Raw genomic sequence first — 13,868 nt, 5'->3', positions numbered from 1 at the left:
CATGAAGCCAAACCACCTCATCCTTGGGGCGTCGTCGTCGTGCGCCCTTATCACTGCCGCCGCCGCACCTCGCGCGCTGCTCGGCGCCACCATCCGCGCCGATGGCAACGATCCCAAGGCTCTCTTCGAACAGCTGAACAAAGCTGTCGGGGAAATGCGTGCGAAGCATGAAGAATCGCTCAAGTCCAAGGTCGACGACGCGGTGCTTCAGGAGCACGTCGAGCGCATCAATACTTCGATCGGCAATATCGAAGAGGCGATGGACGCCGCTCTGGCCAAGATTGCTGCGGCCAAGATCGGCGGCAAGGAAGATCCGCGCGACCCCGAGTATACCGAGCAGTTCAATTCCTATTTCCGCCGCGGCGTCAGCTCGGATCGGCTCGAAACGGTGAAGGCCGCCGCGACGAAGACGGATGGCGAAGGCGGTTACCTGGCGCCTGTGGAGTGGGATCGCACCCTCGCAAGTCGGCTCAAGCAGGTGTCGTCCATCCGTCAGTACGCGACTGTCATCTCGATCAGTGGCGCTGGCTTCAGCAAGGTGTTTTCGGATCGCAATGTCGGTTCGGGCTGGGTCGGTGAAACTGCCGCTCGACCTGCAACCACCACGCCGGGGCTGACCTCGCTCGGTTGGGGCCTCGGTGAGCTCTACGCCAATCCTGCTGCATCGCAGGGCCTGATCGACGACGCGGAATTCGACGTCGAAGCCTGGTTGGCCGACGAAGTCGAAACCGAGTTCGCCCGTCAGGAGGGCATCGCCAACCTGTCGGGCGATGGCAACAACAAGCCTCACGGCATCCTGACCTACGTCACCGGGGGCGCAAATGCTGCTCGTCACCCTTGGGGCGACATCAAGGCTGTGAATTCCGGTGCGGCGGCCGCGCTCACGGGCGATGGTCTCATGACGCTCATCTATGAGCTTCCGGAGGAGTATGAGGCCAACGCGCGTCTCTTCCTCAACCGGACGACTGCCGGTTCCGCTCGCAAGTTGAAGGATGGGCAGGGCAACTACCTGTGGCAGCCAGCCTTCGAGGCTGGTCAGCCTGCCACCATCGGTGGGCAGCCGGTGGCCCACCTTCCGGGCATGCCCTCCGTGGCCGCTGGCAACATCGCCGCACTCTACGGCGACATGCGGGAAACCTACCTCGTGATCGACCGCATCGGCATCCGTGTGCTGCGCGATCCCTACACCAACAAGCCGTTCGTCCACTTCTACACCACCAAGCGTGTGGGCGGCGGCGTCAAGAACCCGGACGCGATGAAGGCGCTAAGCGTGTGGGCGGCGGCGTCAAGAACCCGGACGCGATGAAGGCGCTGATCATCGGCGCTTGATCCAATCGGCGGGTGAAAGCCCGCCGGTTTCCCCAGTCGAACTATCGAAGGAAATCGACATGACTGCTGCGAAAAAGACCGTGGATACCAGCGATGTGAAGCTGTCCGACGTGCCCGGCGTCCCTGACACCGCCCTGTCGCCGCTGGCAGACCTAACCCCCGCCACTGACGTTGCGGCATCGGGAGCCTTGATCGAACCCGAGATCGTCAGCGGAATCGATACCGATCACCCGGCCGTCGATAACACGCCGCGCAAGGGGCAGACGGTGTCGGCCAATCAGATCGACTTCAACGATCCCACCTTGTCGCCCGACGCCGCTGTGGCAGCCAACCTTCAGGCCTCCCAGGCCGACTGATAGCCGGACCCGCAGATGATCTTCGAACTACTCCACGCGCCGTTTCCGGAAGGCTACGGCGACGCGATCCTGTCGCTGGAGGCGTGCAAAGAGCATCTGCGGGCCGATGGTGACGATGAAGATTTCCTGATCGAGGCGCTGCGCGACGCGGCGATCGACTTCGTGGAGGGGTACTGCTCGCTGAAGCTGGGGCCTGCCTCCGGCATCGAATGGTCAGCCGCCAGCTTTCCTCGCGGCTCCGAGGTCCTGACCCTCAGCATGGGGCCGGTCACGGCGATTACATCCGTGGCATGGCTCAACCGCTCCGGCCTGCCGGTTCAAGGCAGCCCGGCCGACTACCGCATTACCGCCCGCGGTGATGTGCTTCCCAAGATCGGTGGGCGCTGGCCGGGAGACGTTGGCGGAGATCTCCGCATCGTTTTCTCTGCCGGGTATCCCGATGGAAAGGCGCCGCCCTCGCTCTTGGCGGCGGTTCGGCTGTTCCTTGGCCACCTGTACAAGAACCGTGAAGCCGTGACCGATCGCGGCACCGAGGCAGAAGTGCCCTTCGGTGTCCGCCAGCTCTGCGCGCCGTTTCGCCGGGTGCTGATCTGATGGCCGCAGCCGGAAAATACGATCGCCGGATCCAGTTCGAGCGGCGGGTGGAGACGCGCGTGGGACCGCACAACCGGGTCACCGTGACCTGGGAGCCGGTCCTGCCGAAGGCATGGGCGCAAGTGCAGGACGTGCTGCCGTCGCGAGGGGAAAGCGTGGTCGAGGGCATGTCGCTGGCCAAGCGGCCCTGCCGCATCCGGTGCCGGTACCGCGAGGACGTTAGCGGCGACATGCGGATCGATTACCGTGGCCGCAAGCTGCGCATCGTGTCGGGGCCGGTCGAAGTCAGCCGGCGCGAGGAACTGGAAATGATGGCCGAGGAATGGTCGACCGAGGGGGCAGCACCGTGAACAAGAAATATCCTGTCTCCGGCACCAAGGAACTCGACGCCTTCCTGTCCGCGCTGCCGAAGAACCTTCAGAAGGGCGCATACCGGGCCGGGCTGACGGCGGCGGCGCGGCCGGTGCGCGACGAGGCCCGCATCCAGGCCACCAAGTCGTCCGGCAAGATGGCCCGCGCAATCAAGAGCGGTTCGCCGCGGCAGAACCAGGACGGAACGTTTTCCATTCAGGTCCGTCTCGATCCCAAGTCGCCGCACGCCTATCTGGGCGTGTTCGCCGAGTACGGCGTATCGGCGCACCTGATCGCCCGCACTGGGGCTGGACAGGGCCGCGTGACGGTGCGCCGCGCCGCAGAGGGCAAAGGCAAGGTGAGCGCCGGCGTGATGAAGATCGGCGACGAGTTCCGATCCGGCATCATCCATCACCCCGGCCATGCCGCGCACCCTTTCATGCGCCCGGCGCTGGATGCGATGGCCGATAACGCGATCAAGGCCTTTGCCGACCGTATCCGCAGCTACATCGAGGGCAAGACCGGCTTCGCCGCGCCCGTTCCCGAGGACGATTGATGGACGGTACCGCCGCGCTTGTAGCCGTGACCACGGCCGATGCCCGCATGACGGCGCTGGTACCGGCGGCACGGATCATGGCCGGCGTTCTGCCGCAGGGCACGCTGCTGCCGGCGATCTCGATCATGCGGGTTTCGTCCGTCACCCGCAAAACGCTTTCCAAGCAGAGCAAGACCCGCGTTACCCAGCGCGTACAGGCCACCATCCATGCCGCGACCTATGACGAACAGGCCGCCGTGCAGAAGATGCTGGTGGCGGTTGCCGATGCGACATTTCCGGACGTGGACGGAATCACCGAGGTGACCGTGCATCACGACGGCGGCGGACCGGACTTCATGGACGAGCCGGCCTCGCTCTACCTCGGAACCGAGGATTTCCGCATAGCCTACAACGAGGAACGCTGACATGGCCACCACCGCGATTGCCAACCGCAATTTCCGCCGCAACGGGAAGTCCTTCAAGAAGGACGAGAAACTGGAACTGACCGCCGGCGAGATCGCCGAGCTGGAGCCGGTTGGCCTGGTGACGAGGACCACCGGCAAGGCCACCAGGGAAGACGATCCCGCCTGACCGATTGCCGTTCGGCAATGCCCCGCCCGGCCGTGAGCGGGCTTTCGAACAATGGAGTAGAACATGACCTCTCGCACTTCGGCGGGGACCACGCTGGCCATTTCGGCCGGGCGGCCCGCCACCTTCGATGCCGCCGGCTTCGGAGCCCTGACCAAGACCCTCATCGGCGAAATCACCAACGTCGATGGCGACCTTGGCCGCGTCTACAACCTCGTCACGCACAATCCGCTCGCCACCCGCGCCACGGTGAAGAAGAAGGGCTCGTACAACTCGGGCTCGCTGAACCTCACGCTGGCGATCGACGAGGACGATGCCGGGCAGATCATCGCCGAGGCTGCCCTGAAATCGGATGCAGACTATACTTTCGAACTGACGCTGCAGGACGGCGCGAAGCGCTACTTCATGGCGCTGGTGATGAGCTTCCCGACCACTGTCGGCACCGTCGACGACATCACCACCGGCACCATCAACCTCGAAATCACCGCCAACGACGACGGCGATGACTTCGTGAAGGTCGCCGCGCCGTAACGCACTACCCTTTACCCGTGAGCTTTCGCCCGCTTCGTGCGGGCTTTTTTGTCTCTGCCGGCATCACGGGGCCGGCAGGGGCGCCACTTCCGTGAAAGGTGACCAATGCCCGTCAATCTCCTGTCCAAGCAGGTACCCACCACTTACCTGCTCCCGCTCAAGAATGCCGATGGCTCCCCCATGCTCGATGACGACAACGAGCCCGCAGCCGTGCGAATCCACACGCCCGCCTCGAAGGTCTATGAGGTCGCCCACGCGGCCATGCGCCGCAAGACGATGAAGCGCGTGCGCGTAAGCGGCGGCCGGATCGAGGCTGCGGCCGACGATATCGAGGACAAGCAGGCGTTTCTTGTCGCGATCACCGAGGAGTTCGTGAACGTCTCGCTTCCCGAGGTCGGCCCCGGCGCCAAGACGCTGGTGCGCGCGGTCTATGAAAACCCGCAGCTGGGCTTCATCCGCGATCAGATCGAAGGAGCTGCCAGCGACTGGGGGTCTTTTCCCGACAGCTCGGCGACCGGCTGAGCCTGTGGGTCAAGCAGCTGGCATGGCTGCACGCCGTACCTGAGATCAAGAACGGCAAATCGACGAAGCGGGGCACGAAGTCCCGCTTCGAACTGAAGAAGGGGCGCAGCGAGCCGGACATGATGCCGGACAATCCCGCGCCGTACCTGACCGACTGGCTGATCGAGATCGGCCCGGCGGCACCCGGCGGAGATCCGCTGGGCTGGCGCGACCTTGCCGCCTGGCAGGACATTACCGGTATCGAACTGGAGCCTTGGGAGGGCCGCCTGATCCGGCGGCTGTCCACCGACTTCGTTTCGCAGCGGCACAAGGCGGAAAAGGCTGACTGCCCGCCGCCATATACCGGCATCGAGGACGACATTCCGGCCATGCGCCAGCGCGTGTCGGCGCAAATAGCAGCCATCTTCGGCTAACCGGGCGGTCCATTTGGGCCGCCCTTTTCACAGGGTGACTTATGGCAGGTGTGCAGGCCGGGCGGCTCAATATCGAGATCGTCGCGGAAGTGGCGCGCCTGCAAGCGGACATGGACCGCATCAAGAAGCTGGTGAAGGCCGGCTCCGACGATATCGCCAAGTCCGCCAAGGCTGCGAACGACAACATTGCCAGCCTGGGCGACGGCGTGACCAAGATGGGGAACAACGGCAGGCTTGCCGGGCACCAGGTGCAGAACCTCGTCTACCAGTTGCAGGACCTTGGGGTTCAGATGGCCGGGGCGGCGGCCAGCTCGAAGCCGCTGAAGTTGGCCTTCTTGGCGCTGATGCAGCAAGGTTCCCAGATACAGGGCATCATGTCGCAGGCCGGGATCGGCGTGAAGGGCCTGGCGGCGGAGCTACTGGCGCTGCTGGCCCCCTTCGCCCCCATCATCATTGCTGCCGGACTTCTGGCTGGCGCCATCGGCCTGCTGACCAGCGACATCAACGAGAACAGCAAGGTCCACGTGACGTGGATGGACACGCTGCTGGGCATCTATGACGCCATCAAGTCCTACGTCTCCGGCGCACTGACCGACGCCTTCGCCTATTTCGGCACCACCTCGGGCGACGTGTGGAACACCGTGGTCGAATGGACCAAGTGGGCCGCCAACAAGATCATCGCCCTGCAGACGGTCGTACCGATCGCGCTGCGCGATAGCTGGAAGCAAATCCCCGCAGGGATCGCGGATATCTTCATCAGCGGCGCGAACATGGCGATCGACGCGATCAACGGCCTGATCCGCAAGGCTGTGGACGGCGTGAACGGGTTCGTCGGGCAGGCGAACACCATCCTCGACAAGTTCGGCCTCCACATCGGCACGCTGGGCGCGCCGCAGGTGGAAAAGCTGGCCAACAGCTATGCCGGGGCGGGCGTGAAACTGGGCAACACGCTGGCCAAGTCCGTCTCCACGACGATGCAGCGTGATTTCCTGGGCGAAATGGCCGGTGCGATCAGCCCGTTTGCGCAGGCCCGCGCGGTTGAGCGCATGAAGAAGGACGCGAAGAAGGCGGGCAAGGAAACCGGGGCGGAGCACGGAAAGGCGGCCGGCAAGCAGGCCGCCGAGGATTTCATCTCCGTTTGGCGGCGCGAGCTTCAGGGCAACGTGATCGCCATGCTGATGAACAACCAGGCTGCGGACTGGGCCGAGTTCACCAAGAAGGTCGACAATCTGGGGCAGGCCGCATGGGACGCTAACAAGGAAGCGCAGGGCCGCGCGCGCGAGGCGCCGAGGCCTATAACGATGAGCTGCGCCACACCATCGGCCTGCTGGGCGATATCGGCGGGCTTGGCCAGGGGGTGGGGGCGCTGCTGGGGATCGTGTCCGGCAACACCTCGGCCGTGGGCGGGGCGCTGGGCGATTTCCTGAACCTGGGCATCGGGATGACGACCGACGCCAACGGCAAGCCGATCGCCAAGACCATCGGCGATGAACTGAGCAAGGTGTTCAAGCCCGGCAGCGATTTTGCGAATACCATGAGCGGCGCGCTCCAGGCCGTGGGCTTCGGCGTTCAGGTCGGATCGATGACGGACTCGCTGTTTGATTCGCTCGGCGTGGAAAGCAGCAAGCTCGGCTCGCAGATCGGCGGCGCCATCGGCAGCGCCGTGCTGGGTCCGCTGGGCGCCATCGGCGGCTCGATCGTGGGCGGCCTGGTGGGCGGCATGTTCAAGTCCACCAAGTGGGGCCGCGTGGACGTGTCGTCCTCGGGTGTTTCCAGCACCGTAGGCAACAGCGGCGCGTCCGAGCGCGCGGCGGCGACGGCAGGCAATAGCTTCTACACCGGCCTGCAATCCGTGGCCGATGCGCTGGGCGGCACACTGGGCGATTTCGGCACGATTTCGCTGGGTCAGCGCCACGGCGACTACCGCGTCAACACCGGCGGCACGAGCCTGAAGGTGAAGAACGGCGCGGTAGACTTCAACGACGATGCCGAGGCGGCCATTGCCTATGCCATCCAGCAGGCGATCAGCCGGGGCGCGATCACCGGCGTGCGCGCCAGCACGCAGAACCTGCTCAAGGAATCGGACGATCTGCAAGCCAACATCGAAAAGGCGCTGAAGTTCGAGGGCGTGTTCACCGAACTGCAGAGCCTGACGGACCCGCTCGGCTACGCGCTCGACACGGTGACCAAGGAATTCGACCAGCTTCGCGACATCTTCAAGGCCGCCGGCGCGAGCGCGGCAGAATACGCCCAGCTCGAAGAACTGCTGGCCATCAAGCGGCAGGACGCGATCGACAGCGCGATGAAGGACATGGTGGAACAGTATAGCGACCAGAACGGGCTTGAGGTCGATATCCTCAACCTGCTTGGCCGGTCCGAGGAAGCGCTGGCAGCGCAGCGCCTTGCCGAGCTGGCGGCGACGAAGCAGTCGCTTCAGCCGATGCAGGCGCTGGTCTACCAGCTTGAGGACCTGAACGACGTGGTCGACACCTTCGGCCCGCTGGCGGACGACCTGAAGGCGTTCAAGAAGGAACTGCTGGGCGGGGACACCGCCGCCGGTTTCGCGCAGCTTGCCGCCACGTTCCGCTCCACCGCCGATCTGGCGAAGCAGGGCGATGCGACGGCGCTGGGCAACCTGCGCGGGGTTTCGACCGACTATCTCGACGCCGCGCTTCAGAACGCCGGCAGCGCCATCGAATACCAGCGCGCGCTGGGCGAAGTGCTGGCTGCCGTGGATCAGGGCATCTTCGCCGCCGACGAACAGGTCGATTACGCACAGGCCCAGATCGACGCGATCAACAAGAACTTCGATCTGACCGCGCAGATGAAGGAAGAGCTGGCCACTTATCAGAAGGCCATCGTGGAAGGCATCAACTACACGAACCGGCTGTGGAGCCGCTTCGAGGGCGATGGCCTGCCGGTGCGGACCGACAGCGATACGCCCCTTCAGGTCGAGGTTGTGAGCTGATGCGCCTTGTCCGCCCCATGAAGGTCGGCGAGGCGCTGACGCTGGCACAGACCAATGTGCCGGAAGCGCCGCCGGCCGCCTACGCACCCGGAACGACCTATGCCGATGGCGCGCAGGTTTCCGATCTCGATGCCGACGGTTTCACATACCGTGTCTACCAGAGCCTGGCCGATGGCAATCTTGGCCACCCGCTGGACGATGGGGCATGGTGGTTCGCGCTGGCCGATACCTATGCCGCATGGAGTGAGGGCACCACTTATGCGGCCGGGCACCGGGTGATCTCCACGGACACCCATCACGCCTACGAAAGCCTTGCTGCCGATAATCTCGGCAATGCCGTGACGGACGTGACCAAGTGGCTCGATCTGGGCGCGACCAACGCTTACGCGATGTTCGACCAGTTCAACTCCACCCAGACCGCTGCCGCAAGGTCGGTGTCCTTCGAGGTCACCGTGGCAGGCCGGGCGGACGCGGTGGCGCTGCTCAACCTCGTCGCCGCCAGCGTCGATATCGAGATGAGCACGGCGGGCGACGGCGTGATCTTCTCCCGATCCTACAACCTCGTTTCCAACAGCGGCATCAACTCTTGGTACGAATACTACTTCGAGCCGATCATCCGCCGCGGTGACCTGGTGGCTTACGATCTGCCGAACTACGCCAATCCCACCTTCCGCATCACGATCCACGAACCCGCCGGCACGGCGAAGATCGGCGTGGCCGTGATCGGCCAGTCCAAGCAGCTGGGCGATCTGCTGATCGGCGCCAAGACCGGCATCCAGGATTATTCCCGCAAGGAAACCGATGATTTCGGCAACTTCACCATCGTCCAGCGCGCCTATGCCAAGCGCGCGACCTACAAGCTGCGCGTGGACAACACCCGCATCGACGCGCTGTCCGCACTGCTGGCCAGCTACCGCGCCGAACCGATCGTGTGGGTGGGGGCGGATACCTACACCTCTACGTGGGTCTACGGCTTCTACCGCGACTTCTCGATCGAGATCGCCTTCGCGCTCGATTCCTATCTCTCGCTCGAACTCGAAGGTCTGACCTGATGCCCTTGCAGGAACTGACGCCGCCGCCCCCGGCGCCCCAGCGCTCGGACGATGCAGATACGTTCATCGAGCGGGCCGATGCCTTCGTGGCCTGGCAATCCACTTTCGCGGCCGAAATCGGCGTGCTGACCGCCCAGCTCGAAACCACGGCCGCGCTGATCGCTGCCGCGCCCGCCTATGCCGATCCGGGCCTTGTGGCGATGACGGGCAAGGTTCCGGCGGCCGATCGGCTGATCTACTTCACCGGTGCCGCCACTTCGGCGCTGGCCCAGATCACGGCACGCGCCCGGGATTGGCTGGCCGGTGCCGATGCGGACGATATGCTGGACGCATTGGGCCTGATCGCCGGGGTAAAGGCCATGCTTCTGGCCGACGATGCCGCCGCCGCGCGCGCCGGGATCACGGCAGCGCGATCCGGTGCGAACGACGATATCACCTCGATCCGGCAGGTTGCCACGATCGAGGAAACCGGAACCGTCGCCGCCAATGGCCTGGGCTTTCGCGGGCTGCCGCAGAACACAAAGACTGCCGCGTACCAGATCGCGCTTTCGGATGCGGGAAAGCAGATCGCGATCACCACGGGCGGTGTCACCATCCCCGCCAATGCCGCCGTGGCCTTTCCCATCGGCACCACGGTTGTGCTGTTCAACAATTCGGGAGCGAACCAGGCGGTGGCGATCACCACCGATACCCTGCGGTTCGCCGGCACGACGCTGACCGGCGCGCGCACGCTGCTGCCTTATGGCCTTGCCACGCTGGTGAAGGTGGACGCGGTGACCTGGGTGATCTCCGGGAGCATCGGGTGACCGGCGCGCTTTGCATGCTGGCCGGAGCTGGCGGGCCGCCGCCGGTGACCCTGGTCAATGGCAATGTCACCTCGTCCGGGACCACAAGCCAGACGGCAACCTATCAGATCAGGCCCGATCACGGGATCTACCATTCCACCACCAGCGGCGGCGCCGTGCGCCAGTATGACTGGCTCGAAGCCTGGGCGAACCCGGCTTATTTCGAATCGCGCGCAGCCCTTCAGCTTGGAGCGCTCGCCGCCGGAACGGTGGGCGCCTGGGAGGCGCTCGACGCGGTACGGTCATGGGCCGTCACTGATCCCTCTGCCGATGGCGAGCCCACCGAGGCGGTGCTCACCATCGAAATTCGCAACATCTTCAGCCAGCTCGTCCTCAAAAGCGCCATCGTGACGCTGACGGCGAGCCGAGGCTGACCTTCCTGCCCCAACTGGAGCGAACCGAATGGCTGCCCCTGAAATTGATCCGCTGCCCGATCCGCCCCTGCGCTCGCAGGATTCTGCTACCTTCTCCGGCAAGGCTGAAGACTGGGTAAAAGCGCTTCCGGACTTCGGCGCGCAAATGCAGGCCGTTGGCGATTTTGCCGAGGGAAAGGCGGGCGAAGCGCAGGACTATTCGGAGGCCTCTGGCGAAAGCGCGGACCAGGCGGAGCAGTTCGCACTCCAGAACAAGGCGTTCATGGAGGCGCTCGGGACCTCCATGTCGTACAGCGCACCAGGCTTTGCGGTCGCCTTTCTCGATGAAACCGGCCTGATCGCGGGCGGCGTTGCGCAAGACGGGGCGTTGAAATTCGCCATGGTCGAGGCTCCATCGATCAACGGCGTGGAAACCTTTAACGGCGCGTCCGCCGAGGGCATTGCAGCCGCCGGCGCCTCTCTGTCGCTTACCTACAACGTCGCCGGCTTCGACGTAGCTTTCGTCGATGCGCGGGAGGCGGTTGCCGGGGGCGTCGAATCCTCCGGTCGCTTGGCGTTCGCGGCTGCCAAGCTTGGGGTCCTGGAAGGCGTCAAGTCGATCAACGGCGTGGCAATGTCGGATATTCTGGCCGGTGGCACGCCCGGCACTGCGGATGCAGCCAAGTATGGCTCCCGCAACATGGCCAACCTGTCCGCTTCGATGGCGCAGGCGGGGACGGTCAACACTTACACCGCCGGGCCGATCTGGACGTACAACCTGTTCACGGCGAACGGGCAGAGCAACGAGGCGAACTGGGAGGCCTGGCCCGCACTATCCAAGACGCCGCGTTTCGCCTCCAACCTGATGATCGGGGGCAGCGTGCGGCCGTCCGTTGATGACAGCACGAATTTCACGCCAACCGGAGGCGCTCTGGCGTTCAACCCGCTTGTCTCCGTGGTGCAGAACGACGGCGGCGTGATGGACGACGCGGCGGTTGCAGCGCTTCCTGCCGGCAATGCCGCGCGAGGCGAGAGCATCATCGTGGGCGCTGTGAACTTCGCCAAGCACATGCACAACCAGGCGAAGGGGCTCGCGGACGATCCCGGCCGCAAGTTCGTGGCCACCTCGTCCGGCGTGGGCGGAAAGACCATCGAGAACATGCGCGGCGGGCGCTTCGGCCGCCTGACCGGCGTTGTCGATGCTGCCTACACGCTGGCGGCGGCTGACGGCGGAGCATCCATCGGTCACGTCGCGCACTTCTGGAACCAGGGCGAGTTCAACTACAACGCCTCGTTCGGCTCGACCGACACCAAGGCAGGGTACAAGGAACAGCTCGACCTCTACTATGCGCAGGTGCTGGCGGGCACCGTCACCGGGAAGGGCCAGACGGCGATCCCCGCATTCCTGCTCATGCAGACCACGGGTCATTTCACGGTCGATACCAACGATCTCGCAATCGGCATGGCGCAGTGGGAATGGTCGATGGCTGGTCCCGGCCGCTACTTGGTCGGGCCGATGGGCGTTGTCACCGACAAGGTCGAACACCTCGACGCCAACGGCTCGCGGTGGCTGAGCATGCAGGTCGGGAAGGTGCTGCATCGGGTGTGCGAGCAGCGCAAGGAATGGCGGCCGCTCATGCCCCGCAAGGTGACGCAGGACGGGCGCCTGATCGCGATCGACTTCCTCGTGCCGGCTCCGCCGATCCAATGGCTTTCGACCTACGTCGTCAACACCGCGACCGACTACGCGGCCAAGGGCTTCCGGGTCACCGATGGCAGCGGCGAGGTGCCGATTACTTCGTTGCGCATCGTCTTCGACACGATCGTTGAACTGACCCTGGGGCGTGACACGGTCGGCACCGTCAAGGTCTGGTACGCCAGCAAGACCACCTCAAACGGGAACGGCAACCTGTTCGACAGCGACCAGACGCGCGCGAGCGAACTTTACGAATATCTCGCCGACAGCGGCATGTACGCTAGCGCGAACATCCCCGCTCTGGTGAACAAGCCTTACCCGCTACAGAACGGCTGCATCGCGTTCTGCCTCAATCCCGGCTTCAGCCTCTGACGGAGCGCGATTATGTCGACCCTATCTTTCAAGTCCGCCGCGACCTTCACGCACTTTCTGGGCGCAGCAACGCCCGGCGTGGATGCCTTCCCATATCCAGACGATCTTGTCGGTCTCTACTACTTCGGTGGCGATCAGGATCGATCCATTATCAATCACGGCTCTGGCCCTGACCTCACGGTCACAGGAACGCCCGTTTACAACGATTTTTACGTATCGCTGGCCAGCGGTTCGTATTTCGACACCGGTATCCTCGATCAGAACAACATGACCGAGGTTCTGATCATGAAGCCGATTCCGACAAACGGCATGGGCGCCTATCAGGATGTCGCGGCGACTCCGACGACCAACAGCGATGGTCACTTTATCGTTGTCACGGGAACTACGGCCCGGCTTGGCGAGGGGCGGGGAAGCGGAACCTGGTCGCAGTGGGGGCTGACCATTTCGTCCTACATCACCGATCGGCGACCGAGTTCTTCATGCTGGCAGGCACCGTCGATCAGACCACCGGGCAGCGCCGCGTCTTCTGGGGCGCTGACGGCGTTCTGCAGCAAAGCTCGAATGCCAGCACTGCCATGGTCGCCGCATCGCCGGCCCGGTCCGTCAAGATTGGCGGTTACAGTGCCATCCTGGCGTCCCAGCCCCTCCAAGCGGTTGGCGCGATGCTTTATCATCGCCCGCTCACTCAGACGATGCTCGCACCGGCGCTTGCAGTGTGGTCGGCATACTGCTCGGGCAAGGTGAATAACGGCATGGACTTGCCCGCCTAGTCCGCTCGGTCGGATAAGCCTCGGAGGACAGCGTCATGTACGACACACCTGATCCGGCCTCAATGAAGGCCGTTATTGACAGGCTCGAACGGGGGGACCGCAAGTTCGACGAAATGGCCGAGTTCAATCATGCGACCGACGCGAAGGTAGAGGCGTTGGCCGCCGCGATCGCCAAGATCAGCGAGGCGGTTCAACCGATCCAGGACATCAAGACTGACGTCGAGAAGATGAAGGGCGACGTCGAAAAAACCAAGGATATCGTGGAAGCCTGGTCGGCGGTGAAGACGCTGGGCAAGTTTCTCAAATGGGTGGCCGGCCTTATCGCCGCTGCCAGTGTCGTGCTTGTCGCCATGAAGGCCGTGGGGCTGCACATCTTCCGGGGCTGAGGCCCCACCATCCGAAAGGTCTGAAATGAAACTCACGCTGGTCGCGCACTGGCGCCTCTGGTGGCGCCGGTGGTCGACGTGGCTTGCCGGTGTCTGGGGCGCGCTCGTTACGCTCGTGCTGAGCGATCCCCAGGCGCTGGCTGCTGTCGGCCGCCTGCTTCCCGAACGTCACCGCCCGCTCTGGGCCATTGGCGTCGGCCTGCTGAC

Annotated in this window: 20 protein-coding genes; 19 read left to right on the top strand and 1 reads right to left on the bottom strand. The window is 64.4% G+C overall.

All coding sequences use genetic code 11. The features are described from left to right. The first annotated feature begins 1 nt into the window (after position 1). From ADT71_RS19950 to ADT71_RS19880, 16 genes are all read left to right on the top strand, one after another. On the top strand, positions 2 to 1,306 hold the full coding sequence (locus ADT71_RS19950) for a phage major capsid protein (protein WP_054439629.1): 1,305 nt from the start codon (positions 2 to 4) through the stop codon (positions 1,304 to 1,306). Between the two features lie 82 nt (positions 1,307 to 1,388). After that, a complete protein-coding gene (locus ADT71_RS19945) occupies positions 1,389 to 1,685 on the top strand; it encodes a hypothetical protein (protein WP_021235574.1) in 297 nt (98 codons plus the stop codon). Positions 1,686 to 1,700: 15 nt separating this feature from the next. After that, entirely contained in the window at positions 1,701 to 2,279 is a 579-nt protein-coding gene (locus ADT71_RS19940) for a head-tail connector protein (RefSeq protein WP_054439627.1), read from the top strand. Further along, positions 2,279 to 2,629 carry a phage head closure protein gene (locus ADT71_RS19935; RefSeq protein WP_054439626.1) on the top strand — a complete coding sequence of 117 codons (351 nt, stop codon included), beginning with the start codon at positions 2,279 to 2,281 and terminating at the stop codon, positions 2,627 to 2,629. The genes ADT71_RS19940 and ADT71_RS19935 overlap by 1 nt, the downstream gene beginning before the upstream one ends. After that, positions 2,626 to 3,186 (top strand): HK97-gp10 family putative phage morphogenesis protein, encoded by a 561-nt coding sequence (locus ADT71_RS19930; RefSeq protein ID WP_231636057.1) that lies wholly within the window; start codon positions 2,626 to 2,628, stop codon positions 3,184 to 3,186. Before ADT71_RS19935 ends, ADT71_RS19930 begins: the two co-directional genes overlap by 4 nt. Continuing rightward, positions 3,186 to 3,590: a DUF3168 domain-containing protein gene (locus ADT71_RS19925; RefSeq protein ID WP_054439622.1), complete on the top strand. Its 405-nt coding sequence runs from the start codon at positions 3,186 to 3,188 to the stop codon at positions 3,588 to 3,590. The genes ADT71_RS19930 and ADT71_RS19925 overlap by 1 nt, the downstream gene beginning before the upstream one ends. 1 nt (position 3,591) lies before the next feature. Further along, a complete protein-coding gene (locus tag ADT71_RS31555) occupies positions 3,592 to 3,756 on the top strand; it encodes a hypothetical protein (RefSeq protein ID WP_156336703.1) in 165 nt (54 codons plus the stop codon). A 63-nt stretch (positions 3,757 to 3,819) separates the two neighbouring features. Then, entirely contained in the window at positions 3,820 to 4,284 is a 465-nt protein-coding gene (locus ADT71_RS19920) for a hypothetical protein (protein ID WP_054439620.1), read from the top strand. 105 nt (positions 4,285 to 4,389) lie between these two features. Then, positions 4,390 to 4,806 (top strand): hypothetical protein, encoded by a 417-nt coding sequence (locus tag ADT71_RS19915; protein WP_054439618.1) that lies wholly within the window; start codon positions 4,390 to 4,392, stop codon positions 4,804 to 4,806. 119 nt (positions 4,807 to 4,925) lie between these two features. Then, positions 4,926 to 5,219: a hypothetical protein gene (locus ADT71_RS19910; protein ID WP_054439617.1), complete on the top strand. Its 294-nt coding sequence runs from the start codon at positions 4,926 to 4,928 to the stop codon at positions 5,217 to 5,219. Between the two features lie 41 nt (positions 5,220 to 5,260). Next, positions 5,261 to 6,646, top strand: a complete 1,386-nt coding sequence (locus ADT71_RS19905; RefSeq protein ID WP_054439614.1) for a hypothetical protein — start codon at positions 5,261 to 5,263, stop codon at positions 6,644 to 6,646. Continuing rightward, on the top strand, positions 6,577 to 8,187 hold the full coding sequence (locus ADT71_RS19900) for a hypothetical protein (protein ID WP_054439613.1): 1,611 nt from the start codon (positions 6,577 to 6,579) through the stop codon (positions 8,185 to 8,187). The genes ADT71_RS19905 and ADT71_RS19900 overlap by 70 nt, the downstream gene beginning before the upstream one ends. After that, on the top strand, positions 8,187 to 9,239 hold the full coding sequence (locus tag ADT71_RS19895; RefSeq protein ID WP_054439611.1) for a hypothetical protein: 1,053 nt from the start codon (positions 8,187 to 8,189) through the stop codon (positions 9,237 to 9,239). The genes ADT71_RS19900 and ADT71_RS19895 overlap by 1 nt, the downstream gene beginning before the upstream one ends. Further along, on the top strand, positions 9,239 to 10,045 hold the full coding sequence (locus tag ADT71_RS19890; protein ID WP_054439610.1) for a hypothetical protein: 807 nt from the start codon (positions 9,239 to 9,241) through the stop codon (positions 10,043 to 10,045). The genes ADT71_RS19895 and ADT71_RS19890 overlap by 1 nt, the downstream gene beginning before the upstream one ends. Further along, positions 10,042 to 10,458: a hypothetical protein gene (locus ADT71_RS19885; protein WP_054439607.1), complete on the top strand. Its 417-nt coding sequence runs from the start codon at positions 10,042 to 10,044 to the stop codon at positions 10,456 to 10,458. The genes ADT71_RS19890 and ADT71_RS19885 overlap by 4 nt, the downstream gene beginning before the upstream one ends. Before the next feature lie 28 nt (positions 10,459 to 10,486). Continuing rightward, on the top strand, positions 10,487 to 12,505 hold the full coding sequence (locus ADT71_RS19880; RefSeq protein WP_054439606.1) for a hypothetical protein: 2,019 nt from the start codon (positions 10,487 to 10,489) through the stop codon (positions 12,503 to 12,505). A gap of 21 nt (positions 12,506 to 12,526) precedes the next feature. On the opposite strand, the gene ADT71_RS31550 is transcribed toward ADT71_RS19880, so the two are convergent. Next, complete coding sequence (locus tag ADT71_RS31550) at positions 12,527 to 12,868, bottom strand: hypothetical protein (RefSeq protein WP_156336697.1); 342 nt, start codon at positions 12,866 to 12,868, stop codon at positions 12,527 to 12,529. Positions 12,869 to 12,984: 116 nt separating this feature from the next. On the opposite strand from ADT71_RS31550, the gene ADT71_RS19875 reads away from it, so the two are divergent. From ADT71_RS19875 to ADT71_RS19865, 3 genes are all read left to right on the top strand, one after another. Further along, positions 12,985 to 13,275 carry a hypothetical protein gene (locus tag ADT71_RS19875; protein WP_054439605.1) on the top strand — a complete coding sequence of 97 codons (291 nt, stop codon included), beginning with the start codon at positions 12,985 to 12,987 and terminating at the stop codon, positions 13,273 to 13,275. Between the two features lie 35 nt (positions 13,276 to 13,310). Further along, positions 13,311 to 13,661 carry a hypothetical protein gene (locus ADT71_RS19870; protein ID WP_132469099.1) on the top strand — a complete coding sequence of 117 codons (351 nt, stop codon included), beginning with the start codon at positions 13,311 to 13,313 and terminating at the stop codon, positions 13,659 to 13,661. 25 nt (positions 13,662 to 13,686) lie between these two features. Next, positions 13,687 to 13,868: hypothetical protein (locus tag ADT71_RS19865; RefSeq protein WP_197283089.1), on the top strand; the 182-nt coding region annotated here is incomplete at its 3' end.

Source organism: Novosphingobium sp. ST904 (genome assembly GCF_001298105.1).
Taxonomy (GTDB): Bacteria; Pseudomonadota; Alphaproteobacteria; order Sphingomonadales; family Sphingomonadaceae; genus Novosphingobium.
Note: the sequence above shows the minus strand (reverse complement) of the source record. Positions and strands in the feature narration are given on the sequence as shown.